Source organism: Marinobacter goseongensis (assembly GCF_023156235.1).
In the GTDB taxonomy this organism is placed as follows: Bacteria; Pseudomonadota; Gammaproteobacteria; order Pseudomonadales; family Oleiphilaceae; genus Marinobacter; species Marinobacter goseongensis.
The window spans coordinates 1-21,162 of the sequence record NZ_JAKZAI010000003.1 but is presented as its reverse complement, the minus strand read 5'-3'; the positions used below and the strand labels follow the sequence as shown (position 1 = coordinate 21,162).

General features: G+C 58.6%; 15 protein-coding genes. 7 read left to right on the top strand and 8 right to left on the bottom strand.

Annotated features, from left to right (window positions below):
- Nucleotides 1-5: 5 nt before the first annotated feature.
- The 4 genes from MLC70_RS01990 to MLC70_RS01975 all read right to left on the bottom strand — a co-directional run bounded on the left by MLC70_RS01990 (nucleotide 6) and on the right by MLC70_RS01975 (nucleotide 4,604).
- Nucleotides 6-1,277, bottom strand: a complete 1,272-nt coding sequence (locus tag MLC70_RS01990; protein ID WP_248181328.1) for a high-affinity branched-chain amino acid ABC transporter permease LivM — start codon at nucleotides 1,275-1,277, stop codon at nucleotides 6-8.
- Nucleotides 1,277-2,200: a high-affinity branched-chain amino acid ABC transporter permease LivH gene (livH, locus tag MLC70_RS01985; protein WP_248181326.1), complete on the bottom strand. Its 924-nt coding sequence runs from the start codon at nucleotides 2,198-2,200 to the stop codon at nucleotides 1,277-1,279. The genes MLC70_RS01990 and livH overlap by 1 nt, the downstream gene beginning before the upstream one ends.
- Nucleotides 2,201-2,361: 161 nt before the next feature.
- Nucleotides 2,362-3,474: a branched-chain amino acid ABC transporter substrate-binding protein gene (locus MLC70_RS01980; RefSeq protein ID WP_248181324.1), complete on the bottom strand. Its 1,113-nt coding sequence runs from the start codon at nucleotides 3,472-3,474 to the stop codon at nucleotides 2,362-2,364.
- 173 nt (nucleotides 3,475-3,647) lie between these two features.
- Nucleotides 3,648-4,604, bottom strand: a complete 957-nt coding sequence (locus tag MLC70_RS01975; protein ID WP_248181323.1) for a tetratricopeptide repeat protein — start codon at nucleotides 4,602-4,604, stop codon at nucleotides 3,648-3,650.
- A gap of 278 nt (nucleotides 4,605-4,882) precedes the next feature.
- Between MLC70_RS01975 and MLC70_RS01970 the strand changes: the two genes are divergently transcribed.
- Entirely contained in the window at nucleotides 4,883-5,377 is a 495-nt protein-coding gene (locus MLC70_RS01970; protein WP_248181707.1) for a MarR family winged helix-turn-helix transcriptional regulator, read from the top strand.
- A 101-nt stretch (nucleotides 5,378-5,478) separates the two neighbouring features.
- Here the strand turns inward: MLC70_RS01970 and lon are convergent, their stop codons facing one another.
- Nucleotides 5,479-7,929 (bottom strand): endopeptidase La, encoded by a 2,451-nt coding sequence (gene lon, locus MLC70_RS01965; protein WP_248181322.1) that lies wholly within the window; start codon nucleotides 7,927-7,929, stop codon nucleotides 5,479-5,481.
- Nucleotides 7,930-8,125: 196 nt separating this feature from the next.
- Between lon and trxA the strand changes: the two genes are divergently transcribed.
- A complete protein-coding gene (trxA, locus tag MLC70_RS01960; protein ID WP_248181321.1) occupies nucleotides 8,126-8,989 on the top strand; it encodes a thioredoxin in 864 nt (287 codons plus the stop codon).
- A gap of 61 nt (nucleotides 8,990-9,050) precedes the next feature.
- A complete protein-coding gene (locus MLC70_RS01955) occupies nucleotides 9,051-9,371 on the top strand; it encodes a hypothetical protein (protein ID WP_248181319.1) in 321 nt (106 codons plus the stop codon).
- A gap of 10 nt (nucleotides 9,372-9,381) precedes the next feature.
- On the opposite strand, the gene MLC70_RS01950 is transcribed toward MLC70_RS01955, so the two are convergent.
- Nucleotides 9,382-10,476, bottom strand: a complete 1,095-nt coding sequence (locus MLC70_RS01950) for a fatty acid desaturase (RefSeq protein ID WP_248181317.1) — start codon at nucleotides 10,474-10,476, stop codon at nucleotides 9,382-9,384.
- A gap of 136 nt (nucleotides 10,477-10,612) precedes the next feature.
- On the opposite strand from MLC70_RS01950, the gene MLC70_RS01945 reads away from it, so the two are divergent.
- The gene (locus MLC70_RS01945; RefSeq protein WP_248181315.1) at nucleotides 10,613-11,650 is read left to right on the top strand and encodes an AraC family transcriptional regulator; all 1,038 of its coding nucleotides are present in this window, start codon (nucleotides 10,613-10,615) and stop codon (nucleotides 11,648-11,650) included.
- Nucleotides 11,651-11,703: 53 nt separating this feature from the next.
- On the opposite strand, the gene MLC70_RS01940 is transcribed toward MLC70_RS01945, so the two are convergent.
- Entirely contained in the window at nucleotides 11,704-13,068 is a 1,365-nt protein-coding gene (locus tag MLC70_RS01940) for a KamA family radical SAM protein (protein WP_248181313.1), read from the bottom strand.
- Nucleotides 13,069-13,707: 639 nt separating this feature from the next.
- Between MLC70_RS01940 and aceE the strand changes: the two genes are divergently transcribed.
- The 3 genes from aceE to MLC70_RS01925 all read left to right on the top strand — a co-directional run bounded on the left by aceE (nucleotide 13,708) and on the right by MLC70_RS01925 (nucleotide 19,503).
- Entirely contained in the window at nucleotides 13,708-16,380 is a 2,673-nt protein-coding gene (gene aceE / locus MLC70_RS01935; protein WP_248181312.1) for a pyruvate dehydrogenase (acetyl-transferring), homodimeric type, read from the top strand.
- A 10-nt stretch (nucleotides 16,381-16,390) separates the two neighbouring features.
- Nucleotides 16,391-18,079 (top strand): dihydrolipoyllysine-residue acetyltransferase, encoded by a 1,689-nt coding sequence (gene aceF / locus MLC70_RS01930; RefSeq protein WP_248181311.1) that lies wholly within the window; start codon nucleotides 16,391-16,393, stop codon nucleotides 18,077-18,079.
- Between the two features lie 170 nt (nucleotides 18,080-18,249).
- Complete coding sequence (locus tag MLC70_RS01925; protein WP_248181308.1) at nucleotides 18,250-19,503, top strand: NADH:flavin oxidoreductase/NADH oxidase family protein; 1,254 nt, start codon at nucleotides 18,250-18,252, stop codon at nucleotides 19,501-19,503.
- A 494-nt stretch (nucleotides 19,504-19,997) separates the two neighbouring features.
- Here MLC70_RS01925 and MLC70_RS01920 read toward each other — a convergent pair whose 3' ends face one another.
- Nucleotides 19,998-21,104, bottom strand: a complete 1,107-nt coding sequence (locus MLC70_RS01920; protein WP_248181706.1) for a porin — start codon at nucleotides 21,102-21,104, stop codon at nucleotides 19,998-20,000.
- Between the last annotated feature and the right edge of the window lie 58 nt (nucleotides 21,105-21,162).

Here is a 21,162-nt window from a genome sequence, read left to right as displayed (position 1 = left end):
GTCCGTTACTCCTGTGCTTTCAGTTCGATGTGAATCCGGCGCATGGGCAGCAGGCCCTGCGGGCGCCACACCATCATCAGTACCATGGCGGCACCGAAGATCAGCATGCGGTATTCAGAAAACTCCCGCGCCAGCTCCGGCAGGATGGTCACCGCGATGGCGGCCAGAATGACGCCCATCTGCGAGCCCATGCCACCCAGGACCACAATGGCCAGGATGATGGCGGATTCCAGGAAAACGAACGACTCGGGGCTGATGAAGCCCTGCTTGGACGCAAACACCGTACCGGCAAAGCCGGCGAAGAACGCTCCGATGGTGAACGCGGACAGTTTTACGGCGGTTCGGCTCAACCCCAGAGAGCGCGCGGCGATTTCGTCTTCCCTCAACGCTTCCCAGGCACGGCCAACGGGCATGCGCATCAGGCGGCGAATCACCAGTGCGGTAATCACCGCAAGCACCAGCGCAATCAGGTACAGAAAGATGATTTTATGCTCGCTGCTGTAGGCGATGCCGAAGGTTTCGTGGAACGAGGTATTGCCTTCTTCTTTCACACGGCGCCCGAATTCCATACCAAACAGGGTAGGGTCGGGAATCCCGCCGATGCCGTTCGGGCCGCCGGTCAGGTTGGTCATGTTATTCAGCAGGATGCGGATTATCTCGCCGAAGCCGAGGGTGACGATCGCCAGATAGTCGCCCCTTAGCCGCAGTACCGGGAAGCCCAGCACCAGGCCGAACAGGGCCGCCAGCAAGGCGCCCAGGGGCAGGGCGAACCAGAAGGAGACGCCGTAGTACTGGGACAGTAAGGCAAAGGTGTAAGCCCCCACAGCGTAAAACGCCACATAGCCAAGGTCCAGCAGGCCGGCGAGTCCGACCACCACGTTCAGGCCCAGGGCCAGCATGACGTAGATCAGTACTAGCGTTGCCAGGTCGACCGAGCCCCGGGACACGAAGAACGGCCAGAACAGTGCGCCAACGATGATCAGGGTCAGCAGGGTGGACTCGAGCTTCAGTCGTTTGCTTTGCTCCATGGGCTGACGGTTTGCCAATGGATTGAGCGCTGGCGCTTTACCCAGTAGGCCCGTGATGTTGTCTCGGAACAGCTGGAACAGGAAGACCGCAACGGCCGCCAGCAGAACCAGACCGATTGTGTGGGTTTTGGCGCCCTCCAGAACGATGTTCGTCCCCGAGGAAGTCAGGTTGAACCCAAGAATCGGATAGGCAATGACGAGGGTGACGATTGCGCAGAACAGTGCATGTTTCAGATTATGAGCAGCCATCAGATCTTCTCGACCTCCGGTTTGCCGAGCAAGCCCGTGGGCTTGAAGAGAAGAATCAGAATCAGCAGGCCAAAGGACACCACGTCCTTGTATTCGCCGCTGAGGTAGCCCGAGGTCATACTCTCGGCAACGCCAAGAATCAGGCCGCCGAGCATGGCGCCCGGTATGCTGCCAATGCCGCCAAGCACGGCGGCGGTAAAGGCTTTGAGGCCTGCAATAAAGCCGAACAGGGGGTCAATGGAACCGTAATACATGCCCAGCAGCAGACCCGCCACTGCGGCCAGGGCGGCGCCAATAATAAAGGTGGCGGAAATGATCCGGTTGGTGTCAATGCCCAGCAGATTCGCCATGCCCAGATCCTGAGACACGGCGCGGCAGGCGCGGCCGATGCGGGATCGTGAAATGAAAAGGGACAGCAGCGTCATACAGACCAGTGTGGTGATGAAGATGGTGATCTGCATGTAGGAGATGGAGGTCTGGAACGAATCCGCACTGCCGAAACGGAAGCCGCCTTCAATCAGGGCAGGAAAACCGATGTTTCGGGAACCCTGGGCGAGGTGCACATAGTTTTGCAGGAAGATGGACATGCCGATCGCCGAGATCAGCGGGATCAGCCGGTGCCGGCCGCGAACCGGTCGGTAGGCCACCCGCTCCACGGCCCAGCCCATGGAGCTGGAGACAATCATGGCGCAGACCAGCGCGACAATCAGAATAACCGGTAACCAGGCGATGCCAAGGGCGGCAAGGCCGGTGATGGCAATCAGTGCGGTGTAGGCGCCGATCATGTAGATCTCACCATGGGCAAAGTTGATCATGCCGATGATGCCGTAAACCATCGTGTAACCGATGGCGATCAGGGCGTAGGTGCTCCCGATCGTCAGCCCGTTAATGAGCTGCTGAAAAAAATACAGGAGGTCTTGCATGGTTTTGGGACTCCGAAAGCCTGCCCCCTCCACTGGCCACACAGACGCACCGGGGTAACGGCGCGGGTATGGGAAGGATCAACAGGAGCCTAGAAAAACACCTTCTCCCGGATCGCGGTGAGAAGGTGCTCTCAGTATTACCGTTTTTTAACGATTTCGGCTCAGTTTACCGGAGTTTTGCTGCCATCTGAATGCCATTCGTAGACAACGAACTCGAATGACTTCATGTCACCCTTCTCATCGTACTCAACGGTGCCGATCGGGGTGTTGAAGGAGTTGCTGCGCAGCGAAGCGGCAACGTCGAAGGGGTCAGTAGATTCGGCCTGTTCGATACCTTCGGCAATCAGCTGCACGGCGGTGTAGGAGGTCAGCACGAACGGACCGGAGGGGTCTTCGCCCTTGTCCTGGAAGGCCTTCACCAATTCCTGGTTCTCCGCTTTCTTGTCAAAGGCTGGTGGCAGAGTCACCAGCAAGCCTTCGGCGGCATCGCCGGCAATGGTGTTGATATTCTTGTTGCCGACCCCTTCCGGACCCATGAAGACGGCATCAAGTTCGGCCTGGCGCGACTGGCGCAGGATCAGGCCCAGCTCCGGGTCGTAGCCGCCGTAGTAGACGTAATCCACATCCGCCTGCTTGAGCTTGGTGACCAGGGAGGAGAAGTCCATGTCACCGGCGGTAATACCCTCGAACAGGGCCACTTCCACACCGGCATCTTTCAGGGTGTCGCGCACCGCGGTGGCAATGCCTTCCCCGTACTGTTGCTTGTCGTGAACGATGGCCACGCGCTCCGGGTTCAGGCTGGCAATGTAGTTACCGGCAACCGGGCCCTGTACGCTGTCGAGACCGATGGTGCGGAATACCAGCTCATAGCCGCGCTCGGTGATATCCGGGCTGGTGGACGCAGGCGTCACCATCAGGATGCCCTCGTCCTCGTAGATGTCCGACGCCGGCTGGGTGGAGCTTGAACAGAGATGGCCTACCACGAACCGCACGCCCTCATTCACCAGACGGTTGGCAACCGTGACCGCTTGCTTGGGATCACACGCATCATCAACCTCGACGGCTTCGAGCATCTCGCCGTTGACGCCGCCTGCAGCGTTAATCTGCTCAATGGCCATGCGGGCGCCGGAAAACTGCATGTCACCGTATTGGGCGACCTGGCCGGTAATGGGGCCGGCAACGCCAATCTTGATTTCGGCGGCGGCATGACCGGCACCCATCAGGGCTACAGAAGCGCTAACTGCGGTTACGAGTTTCTTAACTGTCGTTTCCATTGGGTCTGTCCTGTTTTGTTCAGGGTTATTCTTATGTTCTCAGAGAGTTAAAAAAACACCACACTCCGCAGCTTGTCAAGCATATCGGGCCAGTCTGTATTCTGGAACATAAAGGATCTCTGTCTGGACTGTCCTCGGCAGAGATCGGCAGCAAAGACCATGCCGGTCTCTGGTCAATTGTTAGGGCTTTGATCGTCAGTGTCGGGGAAAACCATGGCTCTGAACCGGTCGTGGTCCCGCAGTTGCTCGAAGCTCGGGTCCACCGAGGCATCATCGCGGTAGGCCTCGGAAATGTCGATGGCCTTCTGCAGGGTGGCAACGGCATCGTCCCAGCGCCCAATTTCCGCATAAGCGCAGGCCAGCTGGTAGTGCGCGTGGCCATTCTCAGGCGCCAGTTTGAGGGCGCGCTGGCAGAGACTGATGGCCCACAGCGGCTCCTGCATTTCCAGCACGGCGTCGGCTTTGTAGCTGAGCGCCTCGACGTCGTCAGGGCGCAGATCGAGAATCTGGTCGTAAGCGCTAATCTTGTTCTGCTGCGAGGTTTCCTGACTGGCTTTCAGCCACAGGGAATGCACTTCGTTGGTGCGCTCGATTTCCGCCTGGTTCTGATGGATGATGTCGGACTTCTGCTGCAGCTGCTCCTCAATGGACTTGAGGCGTTTCTCGTATTCGACGACCAGCTCGTTCACCCGCTTCTCGGCCAGACTGGTGAGCTGGTTACGCATGTCACGGATGGAGTTCCAACCAATCACCACCAGAATCGAGGTGGCACCGGCAATCAGGTAAAAGAAGTAGGTCACGGTATCGGTGGCGTAGGACATGGTCTTGTCGGCCACCGACAGCTCCTTGTCGACAACCTTCTCGATGAGCTCGGCGCGGGTGTTCTGCATTTCCTTGCGCAGGGCTTTGCTTTCCTCCAGCAGATAGAGCTCCACAAAGGGCGTGTACATAGGCTTTTCCAGGGTTTTGATGCGCTGCTCGACATCTTCAGCCGTCGGTTCATCCGCTGACGCGCCGGGCTGCTGGGCCTGCACTCCGGTGCTCAGGAGCAGGGCGAGAAGGACGCCAGCCAGAGGCGGCAGGAAGCGGAAATTCGTCAGGAATGGGTATCGTGTATCGTGCGTGGTCATTGAGCCTTGTCCGTGAGCGGTGGATCAAAAGGGGTGACCTTAGCATAGTGGCGGGTCAAAAAAATGCAGGATCACCGACAGGCGATTGCATCACATGGGTAAAAGTGTCGACTTGCATTTGCAGGAACAACGACCTCTAATAGTTAGAGGTATAAACAAGTTGCAAAAGGCAAGTGAGGCTTAAGCCGATGGCGAGTAGCAAAGTGCTGTACTCAAAACAGCTCAATGCCTCCGATGTGAATCAGAATGTGGCCGGTGGCCCGGGTCGGAGTGGAATCGTGAACAATTATGAACAGGTGTTGGTGGCTCTGCGGCGGGTTATCCGTGCCACGGATCTGCATTCCAAGCGGTTGAGCAAGCATGCAGGCCTAACCGGGCCCCAGTTGCTGATCATGCGCAGCATCCGTGATCTGGGTGAGGTGACCATCGGCACCATTGCTGAGAAGGTGAGCCTGAGCCAGGCGACGGTGACCACGATTCTGGATCGGCTGGAGCACCGCAAACTGGTTTACCGGGTGCGCAGCACTCAGGACAAGCGCAAGGTGCACGCCCACCTCACCGAGGATGGCGCGGATATCCTGGCCCGCGCGCCGCAGCCGTTGCAGGAGGATTTCATCAAGAAGTTTCAGAGCCTGCACGAGTGGGAGCAGACTATGATCATCGCGTCACTGCAGCGGGTGGCCAACATGATGGATGCGGATGATATCGATGCTTCGCCGGTGCTGGATGTGGGGCCGGTGTTGAAGGACGATGGCTGGAAGGAGAAGGCCTGACGTTTATGTGCCCTGACACCGATCGACTCTCAGTTGTCCTCACCTGGGTTTTCCTGGCCTCGTAGGTCGGGTTAGCAACGCGTAATCCGACACATGAACCATTAATGCACCGACGAGCCCCGCTTCGGCTTATTGCCGAAACACACTTGAAACACATCGCTGTAATGCCTGGCGAAATTCACCGTCAGGCCCTCCTTCAGATAGTCCGGTAACTCCTCGTAATCGCCCCGGTTCGCATCCGGCAGGATCAGGTTGCTGATTTTCTGCCGGCGGGCGGCGATGACTTTTTCGCGAATGCCGCCAACCGGCAATACCTGCCCAGTCAACGTCAGCTCGCCGGTCATGGCGATGTTCTGCTGAGGCGCTTCCCGCCGTGCGATGGAGAGCAGAGCGGTGGCCATGGTGACGCCGGCACTGGGTCCGTCCTTGGGGGTGGCGCCTTCCGGTACGTGCAGGTGCACGAAGGATTTGTCGAAGAACGTCGGGTCGCCCTTGAAGCGTTTGAGGTTTGACGACACGTAGCTGTAGGCGATTTCCGCGGACTCTTTCATCACGTCTCCGAGCTGGCCGGTCAGCTTGAAGCCCCGTTGCGAGCTGTGGATGCGCGAGGCCTCAATACTCAGGGTGGCGCCGCCCATGGCGGTCCAGGCCAGGCCCGTGACCACGCCGGTGCCCTTGAGGGATTTTTCCTTGCGGAAGGCCGGTTGGCCAAGGTACTGGGGCAGGTCAGCCACACCCACTTTCACCGGCGTGTCCGGGGTCTCGAGCAGCCGTACGATGCCTTTGCGGATGATCTTGTGCAGCATCTTTTCCAGATTCCGTACTCCGGCTTCCCGGGCGTAGCCTTCGATGACCTGCTTGATGGCGGCGTCGGTGATGTTGAGCTGCTTTTTCAGCAATCCGGTGCGTTTCAGCAGGCGCGGCATCAGGTAATGCTTGGCAATGGCCAGTTTTTCCTCGGCGATGTAGCCGGACAGCCGGATCACGTCCATGCGGTCGAGCAGGGGCCGTGGGATGGTGTCCAGCTGGTTGGCGGTGCAGATGAACAGTACCTTTGAGAGGTCCATGCGCACGTCCAGGTAGTGATCGAGAAACTCCCGGTTCTGTTCCGGATCGAGGGTTTCGAGCAGGGCCGAGGCCGGATCGCCCTGGTAGGAGGCCCCGATCTTGTCGATCTCGTCCAGCATGATCACCGGGTTCGACACTTTGGAGTCTTTCAGGGCCTGAACGAACTTGCCGGGCATGGCGCCGATGTAGGTGCGACGGTGGCCCTTGATCTCGGCCTCGTCGCGCATTCCGCCGACGCTGAAGCGGAAGAACTTGCGGCCCAGCGCGTCTGCCACAGAGTGGCCGATGGAGGTTTTGCCGACGCCGGGCGGACCGACCAATAGCAGAATGGAGCCGCTGACCTCGTTCTTGAAGGTGCCTTCGGCGAGGAACTCGACAATTCGGTCTTTAACATCCTCAAGGCCGTCGTGATCGCGGTCGAGAATGCGGCGGGCCTCGGCCAGATCAAAGTGATCGTCGGAGGTTACGCCCCAGGGCGCCTGGGTGAGCCAGTCCAGGTAGTTGCGGGTTACCCCGTATTCCGGCGAGCCCTGTTCCAGGATCTGCAGTTTCTGCAGCTCGTCCTCAAAGCGCTCACGTACCTGGTCCGGCGGGTTCAGTTTCGCCATGCGCTCCTCGAAGCGCTCGACGTCGGCGGTCTTGTCGTCCTTGGCCATACCCAGCTCGCGCTGGATGACCTTCAGTTGCTCCTTGAGGAAAAACTCCCGCTGGTGCTTCTGCACCTTTTCGTTCACTTCCTCGCTGATCTCGCTCTGCAGCCGCGCCACTTCCTGCTCTTTGCGCATCAATAACAGCACTTTCTCCATGCGGCGCAACAAGGGCACGGTGTCCAGCACGTCTTGCAGCTCGCGGCCGGGGGCGCTGGTCATGGACGCGCCAAAATCCGCCAGGGGGGAACTGTCATCGGGGCCGAAGCGGGACAGGTACTGCTTCACTTCCTCGCCATACAGGGGGTTGGTACGCAGCAGATCTTTGATGGCACTGATGATGGCAAGGGTGTATGCCTTGAGTTCGTCTGCCGCTTCCTCGGGCTCATTCGGGTAGTCCACTTCCACCAGATAGGGTGGTTTGCGACGCAGCCACTGAACGATACGAAACCGCTGCAGACCCTGAGCGATGAACTGTACCTTGCCACCTTCCTGTTGGGCCTGATGCACCCGCACCGCGCATCCCGTGGTTTCCAGCTCGTCACTGGGTGGGATGCCGCCGTCCGCCGCTACGCTGTCGACAAAGCAGATGCCAAGGACCTTGTGGTCGGTCTCCGCCACACGTTTGAGGGTTTCATGCCAGGGGTCCTGATTGACCACCACCGGCTGTACCTGGGCCGGGAAGAACGGCCGGTTGGATACCGGCAGCACGTACATGCGCCGCGGCATGGTCTGCTGGGGCAGCGCCAGGCTCTTGCTGTTCTCGTCCTTGCCAATGTACTCGGTGACGTCTTCCTCGAATTCTTCAAACGCGTCATTACGGTTGTCGTCGTTCATGCCGTGCAAGCTTCCATCCGCGAAGTGTGGGAACAGGGGCGCTGGCCCCGACGTTTCATTAGTACCTTATGTAACGCCGGCTGCCCGATTTTCAAGGAGCGCAGGCGAAGATGTGTACGTACCTTGAAATGTGACGGTTTGCCCCCAATACCACAGCAAATCCGATGAAAATTTACCTTCTGTTCAGGTGCTACTGATGAACCAGTCCCCTTATATCTTCGAAGCCACGATGGAGAACTTCCAGCAAAAGGTTATGGAGGCCTCCGCCACCACGCCTGTTCTCGTGGATGTCTGGGCTGAATGGTGCGCGCCCTGCAAGCAGTTGATGCCGCTGCTGGAGAAACTGGCGAACGAATACGAGGGCGGTTTTCTGCTGGCCAAGGTCAACGCGGACGAGCAGGAACAGCTGACGACATCGCTGGGGGTGCGTAGCCTGCCAACCATCATTCTGGTGAAAGACGGCCAGGCCGTGGACGGATTCAACGGTGCGCTGCCGGAAAGCGAGATCCGCAAGGTGCTCGACAAGCATGTCGAGGCGCCGGAAGAAGATCCTTACGACAAGGCCCATCGGTTGTGGGAAGCCGGCGATGCGGAGGCTGCGCTGACGATTCTGACCGAAATGAACCAGAAAGATCCGGAGAACCTCAAGGTACTGATCGACCTGGCTCAGCTAAAGGCCGAGCAGGGCGACCTTGAAACCGCGGAACAGGTGCTTGCCAGCCTGCCGCCGGAAGAGAAAATGCAGCATCAGGCCAAGCAGCTGGCGGCGCGAGTGAAGTTCCTCAAGCAGTCGGCGGAGCTGCCGCCCATCAAGGATCTGGAAATGGCGCTGGAACAGGATCCGAAAGATCCCAACGCCCTGCATCAACTGGCACTGCACCACGTGTTGGGTGAAAACAATGCCGAAGCCATGGAGCTATTGATCCGTCTGATGCGGGTGGACAGCAAGTACAAGGATGAGGTGGCCAAGACCACACTGATCGAGTTGTTCGACAAGCTGGGTAACAACAACCCGGACGTGCGGACGTATCGGCGCAAGCTCTACACCCTGATGCACTGATCCGGGCACTGGCCCTCCGCCGTACACAGGAGTGACAGAGGCTCGTTACTCCTGTGCAATCATGGTACATCTCCCCCCAAAGCCCGAACATTGCGAACTCTGCCAGCGAGCGGTATCGAAGCTGACCCGCCATCATCTGATTCCCAGGCATCTACACCGTAAGAAACGGTTTCAGAAGCTGTTCCCGAAGGAAGAGCTGGTCACCCGAACGCTCTGGGTATGCCGGCCCTGCCACAACACCATTCACAAGGCCTGTCCGGAATACGAGCTGGGGCTGTACTACAACACCCGGGAAAAGCTGTTGGAGCTGGAGGAAGTGCAGGTGTTTGTGGCGTGGCTCAGGGACAAACCCGACGATTTTGTCCCCAAGCACCGTCGCTAGCCGGCATCGCTCAGGCCGTACGCTGCTGGCCGGCATTGGCGTGGCGATGAAAACGGTTGCTCCTCAGAAACGTTCCGTAGTCGTTGAATCGCACGCCCATATCACGCATCACCGCGTGGGCTTTCGGGGCGGTCCACTGGCGGATGTAGAACGGCTCCCGCACGGCGAAGTGGTGTATGGCGTGAGTACTGCCGAAGTTGAAGCAGAACACCTGCATCGGCAGCAGCCACCAGGGGTTGAGCACCTGGCACTGCTGCATGACGTTACGGGCTTCCACGTCGCCGTAATAGTGCATGTTGGAACTGATGAAGTGCAGGCAGAAGGTGCGCAGAAACGAGGGCAGCATGTACACCACGGCAAAGGTATTCAGGATCGACAGGGCGGAGGACAGCTCCCCGGACAGGGCGATCGGACTGCCGATGGCCTGCGCCGAAAACAGCACCACATGGGCAGCAACCCAGCCGTGGAACAGCGCGTAGTAGAGGTTGCCCAGCGGCGCATAGGCCAGCAACTGCTGGATGCGCATCTTGTGCACCTCGCCCCGGGAGGCCGGCTTCTGGGAGCGAATGTAGTCCCGCACGGCGCGCTGCATGGTCAGCGGGCGCAGGAACACGGCCAGCATGTTGTCGCCGGTCATCATCAGCCGGCGCAGGCCCCAGCGCTCACCGTTGGTGATGCCGCGCTCTTCCAGGTCGCTCTCGGTGCCGCTGAACTTGTGGTGATGCAGGTGCAGCTTGCGGCGAACAAAGGGGCTGACGGTGCTGGCGCGGGCGAGCCAGCCCACGGCCAGCATCAGGTTATTGGCCCAGGGACGGTTCTTGAAGTACATCAGATGAATCAGATCGTGTTCCAGCTCATGGATCAACGAGGCAAAGATCGCCGTAACCGGGATGCACAGCCACCAGGGGATAACGTCCATCACGTAGAGCGTACCGCTGGCAATCATGCCCAGCAGCGACACCACCATGATGCTGGCACCAATCAGATTCTGATGGGCCTCAAGCCAGGGATGACGGCGACGCAGCGCCCGGCCTTCCTCAAGGATGGTTTTGCGGATATGGTCGGTCTTCTCGGCATCGGTCATGGTGCTTGGATCTACAGACATGGTCTTGGCCCTTCTAACGGGTGGTATCGGCATCCAGGTACCTGATCCTGGTATCTTCTGCTGATATTGTGCCGGGGATGAGTCTGAAACCGGATATGTCCAGACGACAAAAAACGATCATTAGGCGACAACGACAATGACAACCGTTCCTATCGTTTCCAGTCAGCCGACGGTTCCCGGCACCTACGTTCTGCTGCTGCTCGACGTGGTTGAGCGCTGGAACGTATCGACGGATCGGCTGCTGGCGGATGAACAGCTGACGCTGGAAGACCTGCTGCGCAGCGGTTACCGCCTGCCCCGGGACCGCTTCGCCAACCTGATCCAGCGCGCGGTGACGCTGACTGGCGAGCCAGGCATCGGTTTTCTGCTGGGCCTGCAGATGAAGGTGTCCTGTCACGGGGTGATTGGCCAGGCGGCGATGGTGGCGCGCACTCTCGGCGAGGCTCTGGATATCGCCCGCGCCTACTTCAGCATGCCATCATCTGATCTTCAGCTGCGCATCGAGCGCGCCGGCGACACCGTCAGGCTGAGTCTCGACGAGCGTGACGAGCGCTTCCAGCTGGGTGAGGTAGGCGCGCAGTTCCTGTTGACCGGATTTGCCGCCATGGCCGAAGCATTGACCGGGCGTAAGCTGAAGGGCAAGGGTGTGGTGAAACTTCCGCGCCCACCCTACATGGAACGCTTCGAGCACCTGATGGCCGGTGCCCTGCAGTTTGACGGTGAGTTTAATGGGTTCGTTTTTGATGCCGCCATTCTGGACTATCCGCTGGTCATGTCAGACCCGGTGGCGGCGCGGATTGCCCGGGAGCAATGCAAGGAAGAGTTGGGGCGGCTGGGTGGTGGTCGATCGCTGGCCCGACAGGTGCGCGACCTGGTCTTCGATGAAGAGCTGGGCTTTGCCTCGATGGATGCGGTGGCGGAGAAGTTGAACGTCACGCCGCGGACATTGCAGCGTCGGCTTCAGGCCGAAGGGGTGGTCTTTCGCGAGCTGGTTGAAACCATCCGCCGACACCACGCCGAGCGGTTGTTACTGCTCAATCAGAGGAGTATCGGAGAAGTATCGGATCTGCTGGGGTACTCGGACGTCACCAATTTCAGCCGCGCCTTTCGCCGGTGGTCCGGGTGTTCACCGCGGGATTACCTCAAAAGCCGGGAGGCTGGCGGGCAGGCCTGACGGGCGCCGTATCGTTCCGGTGCTCAAGCCTGCCCGGGCAATCGTCCTGCAGGTCAGGCGTTGCCTTTTTTCATCTGCTCGAATTCGTCCTCGAAGAAGAACTTTTCCTCCCCGAACGCCGGCTCCAGTTCGTGAAGCCAGGTGGCGGTGTCGCTGTATTTGGCAAAGAACGGGCGCTGCACCCAGTCCGGGTTGCGGCCTTGCAGGAAGCGCAGCACGAACACCTTTTCGCCATGGATTTCGGTGATGCCCTGAACCTCGACCTTGCCGGGGCCGGCGCTCATGCTGGGACCGCGGGCGGTGCGCGCAAGGCCAGACACCTTCTTCATGGCTTCGCGGTAGATCTGGAACGCCTCGGCCAGCGGCACTTCAAAGTAGTTCTTGGCGCCGGTGTCCCGCTCCACGAACATGTAGTAGGGGATGATGCCCAACTGCACTTCTTTCTTCCACAACCGCGCCCAGTCCTCGGCATTGTCGTTCACGTGCTTGATCAGTGGTCCCTGCGCCCGAATCTCGGCCCCGGTGGCGCGGATGCGACGGATCGCCTCCTCCGCGATGTCGGTGGTGATTTCCTGCCAGTGATTGTAGTGGGCCATGATCGCCACGTGTTTGCCGGCATCCACCAGGCGGGCGAACAGGTCGATCAGTTCGTCGGCATCCTTGTCAGTCACAAAACGGTAGGGCCAGAAGGTCAGCGCCTTGGTGCCGATGCGGATGGTCTGGATGTGATCGAACTCCGGCTGTAGCAGCGGTTCCAGGTACTGCACCAGACTTTTGGTTTTCATCACCATGGGATCGCCGCCGGTGACCAGCAGATCCGTGACCTCAGTGTGCTCCTGCAGGTAGCCGTGGAGTTTCTCCGCTTCGGTGCTGGCCATTTTCAGGTCCTTGTCACCGACAAACTGCGCCCAACGGAAACAGAAGGTGCAGTAGGAGTGGCAGGTCTGACCCTGAGCCGGGAAAAACAGCACGGTTTCCCTGTACTTGTGCTGAACGCCGTCCAGCACCTCGCCGTCCAGTTCCGGCATGTTCATTTCCATCTGCCCGGCCGGGTGGGGGTTCAGTTCGTCACGGATTTCCTTGGCCACGGCCTGGATGTCTTTCTTGTCGGCACCGTCCCGGTGCATGGCTGCCATACGCTCGAAATGTTCATCCTTCAGCATGCCCTTTTGCGGGAACACCAGCTGGTAGATGGGGTCATTTGGAACCTTGTCCCAGTTGATCAGTTCGTTGATCACATACTCGTTGACCCGGAACGGCAGCACGCTGGCCACCACCTTCATTTCAAACAGGGTGTCTTCCGGGAGGCTCTGGATCACCTCAATCTTGTCGAGCTGGCGGTCTGTGTAGACCTTGAAGCGTCTCTCTTCGAACTCGGCCGTGGGGATGCGGTTCGGAAACGTGACGATGGAGTTCATAGATCGCCCTTTGGGTTGAATGCCAATGTCCGGAGGGTAGGGCTGGTGGGCTACCGCTCCGCTGGTTAAAAAACGGGCAGGCAGTATACATAAATCGTCTTTTATTTTCAGGTCTAATCAATAGACGTAAGCCACGGGTTGTATCGATCCTGATAAATGCTACTAAAAGCATCAAAAAGCCGTTAAAAGCAGCGATGTTTCGTCTTCTCTGGTTAGAAAATCATTTAGCGTGGCAATGAATAAAGTGAAAGATAGGATTACTACGACCTTGGTCTGAATGCGGTTGTTTGTGGCGGTAAAACGCGCCATTATTGCGTAACTAACCGAAAGAAAAGCGCGAATTTTGATTTTGTTGCAGGAATGCGCGTTTTCTCTGCGTCTAATGTAGTAATAAAACTACGTTTACAGGTGGCCAGGGCAACACTCCTGGCAAGGCCGGATGTTTTTGGCCAAAAGCCCGAGAACAAAGGCGTCCTGACAGGAAATTCGGCAGAGCTGTTCTATGCTTGATGGAGGTTGTCATCAGCAGGAACACCGAAAAACAACAGGTTCTGCAATTCACCGCAGCGAATCGACACCGCAGGCACCGGGCTGCTGATCGTGGCCGGAGCTGCCTTTTGATGCCAAGGGGAGGGTTTGATGTACCAGGACGATGATCCCGTCGAGACCAGTGAATGGCTTGATGCACTGGAATCTCTGATCGAGCAGGAAGGCGTGGACCGCGCCAAATACATTCTGGAAAGGCTCTCCGAACGTGCCAGCCGTGACGGCACCGAGCTGCCATATTCGATTACTACTCCGTTCCGCAACTCTATCCCCGTGACCCAGGAAGCCCGCATGCCGGGTGATCTGTTCATGGAGCGCCGCATTCGCTCGCTGATCCGATGGAACGCCATGGCCATGGTACTGCGGGCCAACCAGCGTCCGGGTGAACTGGGCGGGCACGTGTCTTCCTTCTCTTCGGCGGCCACCTTGTACGATGTCGGCTTCAACTACTTCTTCCATGGCGGCGATGAAAAGCGGGAGTCGGATCTGGTGTACTTCCAGGGCCACTCCTCACCGGGTATATACGCCCGCTCCTATCTGGAAGGGCGTTTTGACGAAGCTCAGCTGGACAAGTACCGGGAAGAAGTGGGTGGCGACGGCCTTTCGTCCTACCCCCATCCCTGGCTAATGCCGGACTACTGGCAGTTCCCCACGGTGTCCATGGGCCTGGGCCCGATCCAGGCCATTTATCAGGCCCACGTGATGAAATATCTGCACAGCCGCGAACTGATCGACATGGGCGATCGCAAGGTTTGGTGCTTTGTCGGAGACGGCGAGTGCGACGAGCCGGAAACCCTGGGTTCCATCTCTGTGGCCGGCCGCGAGAATCTCAGCAACCTCATCTTTGTCGTTAACTGCAACCTGCAGCGTCTGGACGGCCCGGTACGGGGTAATGGCAAGATTATTCAAGAGCTGGAAGGCGTGTTCCGCGGTGCCGGCTGGAATGTGCTTAAAGTGGTCTGGGGTCGCATGTGGGATCCGTTGTTTGAGCAGGACCGGGACGGCCTCATGCAGCGCGTCATGGACGAAGCGGTGGACGGCGACCTGCAGAATTTCAAGAGCAATGGCCCCGCCTACACCCGTAAGCACTTTTTCGGAAAATACCCGGAGCTGTCCAAGATGGTGGAAAACCTCACCGACGAGGACATCAACAAGCTCAACCGCGGTGGCCACGACCCGTACAAGGTCTACGCAGCCTACCATCGCGCCATCCACAACAACGGCGGACGACCGACGGTTATCCTGGCCCATACCATCAAGGGCTATGGCTTTGGCAGCGCCGGCGAAGCCCAGAACACGGCGCATTCCCTGAAAAAGCTTGATATCGAACAGCTCAAGGCATTCCGGGACCGCTTTGCAGTACCGCTAAAGGATGAAGAGCTCAAAGACGTGCCTTACTACCGTCCGGCGCCGGACAGCCCGGAAATCGTCTACATGAACAAGCGCCGGCAGGAACTGGGCGGTTTCTACCCCAAGCGCCGCAAAGACTGCCAGCCACTGCAGGCGCCGTCGCTGGACACTTTCAAGGCTCTGCTGGAAGGCTCCAACGGCCGTGAGATCTCCACCACCATGGCGTTTGTGCGCCTGTTGACGGCTCTGACCAAAGACAAGCGTATCGGTAAGCGTATCGTTCCCATCGTGCCGGATGAGGCCCGTACTTTCGGAATGGAAGGCATGTTCCGCCAGCTGGGTATCTACACCTCGGAAGGCCAGAAGTATGTGCCCGAAGATCGTGAACAGATCATGTACTACAAGGAAGACAAGAAGGGTCAGGTCCTTGAGGAAGGCATCAACGAGGATGGCTCCATGGCAGCCTGGATGGCCGCAGCGACCTCCTACAGCACCAACAACTTCCCGCTGATCCCCTTCTACATCTTCTATTCCATGTTCGGTTTTCAGCGCGTGGGTGACCTGGCCTGGGCGGCCGGTGACATCCAGGCACGGGGTTTCCTGATTGGTGGTACCGCCGGGCGCACTACGCTCAACGGTGAAGGCCTGCAGCACCAGGACGGCCACAGCCACATCCTCGCTCAGACCATTCCCAGCTGTAAGGCCTATGATCCGGCCTACGGCTACGAGATGGCCGTGGTGGTTCAGCATGGCATCAAGGAAATGTTTGAAGACAACCAGAATGTCTTCTACTACCTGACCATGGAGAACGAAAACTACGAACAGCCCGCCATGCCGAAAGACAGCAAGAAGGTGGAAGAGGGCATCATCAAGGGCATGTACCAGATTGAATCCGTTGAAACCGATGGCAAGAAGAAGTCCCCACGGGTTCAGTTGCTGGGTGCCGGTGCCATCCTCAACGAAGTGCGTGCAGCGGCCCAGCTGCTGAAGGACGACTTTGGCGTGGCCAGTGATGTCTGGAGTGTGACCAGCTTCAATGAGCTGGCCCGCGACGGTCTGCACATCGAGCGCTGGAATCGCTTGCACCCGGATGACACTGCGAAGAAGGCGTACGTCACCCAGTGCTTGGAGAAGCAACAGGGTCCGGTGGTGTCTTCGACTGACTATATCAAGCTGTGGTCTGAGCAGATTCGTGCCTATATCCCCAAAACCTACCTGACCCTGGGCACAGACGGCTTCGGCCGCAGTGACACCCGCGAGAAACTGCGGAGCCACTTCGAGGTCGATCGCTACTACGTCGCGGTGACCGCTCTGGTGGCGCTGTCGAGAGACGGTGAGGTCAAGAAGGACGTGGTTCTCGAAGCCATGCGGAAGTACGGAATCGATCGCAACAAAACGAACCCGGTGCTGAGCTAAGGAGACCGCCATGAGTGAACAGGAAATCAAGGTTCCGGATCTTGGCGGTGCAGACGAGGTCGAGGTCATTGAAATACTCGTCAGCCAGGGGGACTCGGTCGAAGAAGAGGATCCGATACTGACGGTAGAGTCCGACAAGGCATCGGTTGAGCTGCCATCGCCGGGCGCCGGCAAAATCACCCGGATCACCGTCAAGGTCGGTGACAAGGTCAAAGAAGGCGACGTGGTTGGCATGATGGAAGCCAGCGGCGATGCCGGTGGTTCGGATGACGACAAGGGCGCTGGTGAGGAAGCCGGCTCAGGCAAGGACGAAAAGGCTGACGACAAATCGGAAGGCAAGCCAGAAGAGAAAAAACCGGCGCCGAAAAAATCCGGCGGTTCCCGCAACGAAACCGTGAAGGTGCCAGCACTGGACGGTTTCGACAATGTACCGGTAATCGAGATCAACGTCAGTGAAGGCGATGAGATCAGAGCGGACGACCCGCTGGTCACCGTCGAGTCCGACAAGGCCACCATGGAGATTCCTTCTCCCTATGCCGGCAAGATCGGCAAGATCCTGGTGTCCGAGGGCGACAAGATCTCGGAAGGCCACGATCTGGTCGAGATGACTGTTGTTGAAGGCGCTGGTGAAGGCGCAGAAGCGAGTGGCGGGGAAGACGCGTCTTCTGAATCAGCAAAATCCTCGGGCGACGACAAACCCGAACATAAAGCCGAGTCTGAAGCCAAGAGTGAAGAGCAAAAGCCTGAACCCTCATCGGCAACCTATGAGCCGCCTACCCCCGGCGCCAAAGTCCACGCTGGCCCAGCGGTGCGCAAGCTGGCCCGCGAGTTCGGTGCGGACCTTGCCCGTATCAAAGGTTCCGGTCCGAAAAACCGCATCCTCAAGGATGACGTGCAGGCCTACGTGAAGAGCCAGCTGCAGCAGACGCAGCAGGGCAGCACCGTAGCGGGTGGCGGTGGTGCCGGTATTCCCGGCGTGAAGCTACCGGACTTCAGCCAGTTTGGTGAGATTGAGCGTGAATCCATGTCGCGCATGATGTTTGCCACGGCCAACAACATGCAGCGCAGTTGGCTGAACGTGCCCCACGTGACCCAGTTCGAGGATGCCGACATCACCGATATGGAAGACTTCCGCAAGTCGCAGAAAGCGGCTGGCGAGAAGAAAGGTGTGAAGATGACACCGCTTCCGTTCCTGTTGAAGGCCTGTGCCACGGCGCTGGCAGAACTGCCACAGTTCAATGTGGCGCTGGATATGGATCGCAAGGAAGTGGTCCGCAAACACTACATTCACATCGGCATTGCGGTGGATACGCACAATGGCTTGATGGTGCCGGTGATCCGGGATGTGGATCAGAAGGGCCTGTGGGAGTTGGCCGCGGAGAGCGCCGAGCTCGCCCGGAAGGCCCGGGACAAGCAGCTGAAGCCAGCGGAAATGCAGGGTGCCTGTTTTACCATCACCAGTCTGGGTGGTATCGGCGGCACGGCGTTCACGCCGATTGTGAATACGCCGGAGGTGGCGATTCTTGGTGTGTCCAAAGCGGCGATGAAGCCGGTCTGGGATGGCCAGGATTTCCAGCCACGGCTGATGCTGCCGTTGTCGCTGTCCTACGATCACCGCGCGGTGAACGGGGCCGATGCGGCGCGCTTCACGTCGCTGCTGAGCCAGCTCCTTGGGGACATTCGTACGCTCTTGTTGTGATTGCGTTGTACGGGAGCCAGCCCGATGAGACGGTCCTGAACTGCCTCACCGGGCTGGCTCCCGTGCTTTTCATCGCCTTCCCGTTGTGTCATATCGGCCAATGCCTTTGGTCAGCTTCCTATCCAACATCACCTCAGGAGTTATCCCGATACCGATAAAAGAGGCCCGCCATGAAACCCGCCGAAATCCTGTCGCAACCGCTTACCCTGAAGACCGGTTCCGTGATCCCCAATCGCTTCGCCAAGTCCGCTATGAGTGAAACCCTCGGGACCATTGATAACCGGGTCACCAAGGAGTTGGTCACGCTGTATCGCACCTGGGCAGAGGGCGGCACGGGGTTGTCGATTACCGGTAACGTGATGGTGGACCGTCGGCACATCGGCGAACCCCAGAACGTGGTGCTGGAGGATGAGCGGGATCTGGTGCTGTTGCGGGCGTGGGCGGATGCCGGCAAGACGGGCGGCAACCAGATCTGGATGCAGCTGAATCATCCCGGCAAGCAGAGCCCGAAAATGCTCAACAGTGACACGGTGGCGCCCAGTGCGATTCCGTTCAAGAAGGAATTGCGCGGTATGTTTGCGACGCCGCGGGCGTTAACGGGCACGGAGATCGAGGAAATTGTTCTGCGCTTTGCCCGCAGCGCCGCGATTGCAGAGAAGGCGGGTTTTGACGGTGTGCAGATTCATGGTGCCCACGGGTATCTGGTGAGTCAGTTTTTGTCGCCGCACCACAATCAGCGTACGGATGAATGGGGTGGTTCGGCCGAGAACCGTATGCGGTTTGTGCTTGAGGTGTACCGGGCGATCCGTGCGGTCACCGGTGATGGTTTCAATGTGGGGATCAAGCTGAATTCGGCGGATTTCCAGAGAGGTGGCTTTACCGAGGAGGAGTCCCTGGGGGTGATTGATGCGCTTGCGAAAGAGGGCATTGATCTGGTGGAGATTTCCGGTGGCAATTACGAGAATCCTGCCATGGCGAAGGGAGCCGAGGGGGGAGAGGTGAAACAGAGTACGCTGGCCCGCGAGGCGTATTTCCTGGAGTTTGCGGAGAAGGTTCGGGAGCGGGTGGAGGTGCCGTTGATGGTGACCGGTGGCTTCCGTACCGAGACCGGGATGGCTGATGCGGTGACTTCCGGAGCGACGGATCTTGTGGGCATTGCCCGTCCGCTGGCTGTGGAGCCGGATTGCCCGAAACGCATTATGGCCGGTGAGTCTTTCACCAGCGCGGTGCGGCCTATCAAGACCGGCATCCGGTTGATTGACGATATGGCACTCATGGAAGTGAGCTGGTACACCCGGCAGTTGGGTCGTATCGGCAAAGGCAAGGCACCGCGTACGCATGATCGCGGGATGTTGTCGTTACTGGAGGTGATCGGGGTGATGGCGACGCGGGGGGTGCGGACTCGGCTTCGGGCTGGCGAGTAACGCTCAAAGTCGGGAGTGGGGCGCGGGCTGGGGGTATCTGGTAAAAAACTCCGCTTAAACTCGCTGCGCTCAGACAGGCGGCGTTTTTTACCAGATACCCTCAGCCCACGCCTTTCGGCCTTGAGTGATTTTTTCAGTTTGCGAAGTACATCCAGTCGAAGTAGTCGTGGAGGTCTTGCATCACGGCGGCTTCGAAGGGGTGGGTCAGTTCGAAGAGCAGGCTGTGGTCGGTTGATTTTTTCATGGTGTCACCTCTGTTGGTTGCAAACAGTGGCGGAGTGGAGTCCGTCACTCGGCTTCATCTCTGTATCTGCATCAGCTGTGCCAAGTGATCGAAATTTAAGCAGGTGGTTGAATTTCCGATCAAAATGCGTTTGCGGGTTTTAGAACATATCGGGCGGGCGCGTTGGTTTGGTGCAGCTTTGTGGTACGGGCACCAAAAAAGAAACCCCGGCCGGGGCCGGGGTTTCTTTTGAGCTGACTTCTAACGTTGCTTAGAAGTTGTATTGAGCGGCGAACAGGATGCGGCTTGCATCGCCATCGGTGCCGTCAACGTTTTCGCGATCCAGGAACTGGTATTCAACGCCCATCATCACGTTCTGAGCCGGCGTCCACTGGTAGTTGGCCATAACAGCGGAGTTGGTTTCGCTTTCGTCGGCAACTTCAGCCGCGCCCAGATCGCTTTCCGCGTCGTCCCAGTCTACTTCGACCAGACCGTAGCCGATGTTGACGCTGCGACCGCCGCCCAAGTTGAATCCTGCGCCGACGGACCCACCATAGCCTGAGATCGTCTCGAGTTCCCCATTGACGACGTAGGCGCTGTCAGCTCCGAAGTTTTCACCGGAGCGATAGAGGTAGCTGTTAGCGCCGTCTGTATATGACAGCGTCCCTTGGATGGTAATCATGTCGGTAATCGCCATTTTGGCTGCAACGAAAGTCGCAAAACCGACCGCAGTGTCGTCTTGGGTGCCGTCATCCACTTCCAATTGATGGGCCAGCGCGCCCGCAGAGTAGGAAAGGCCTCCCTGCGAGTCTTCAAGCCTCACGGTCAATGTCGGTAGCGGCTCCTTCTGTGTGCTGGTTGTCGTTCTGCCCACGAAAAGCGGATCACCATCGTCATTAACTGCTCCAACGCCTGTGGCAGGATCAACGAACTGCGTGCCAGGCGCGTCTACAGTGGTAGCCCCAAAAATTGTTGCGACATTTTCTTCTAGTGAAACCGAGATAGGGCCTGTGGTGTAACGCCCTTGAGCGACTCTCCCCTGGAGACCAGCGAGGCCTGGCAAGGCATCGAAGTCCAGCACGGACGTGTTGCCAACAAAGCTGTTGAAGTTGGACCAGGTCTGGCCCATCAGAACGCCTTTGTATTCACCGTAAGCGTGGCGGAGACGCAGTGAGCCGCCGCCGCTACCTCGGAAATCCCCTTCCACGTTGATCTTGACACCCTGTGGCGTCATCGTCGTGAGGCCGATCCGGCTCTGAAAGGCATCCGCACCGAAATGACCATCTGGAGCATCGTCATTGCCCGCGAGGCCTTCAAACGAGCCCGAACGGGTACTCAGAGCCTGATCGCTATCGATATCCTGAATCCGTGAGTTCAACCGGCTGAAACTGTATCCAAAGCCTGCAATAACAAAGCCTTGGGCGATATAATAGCAC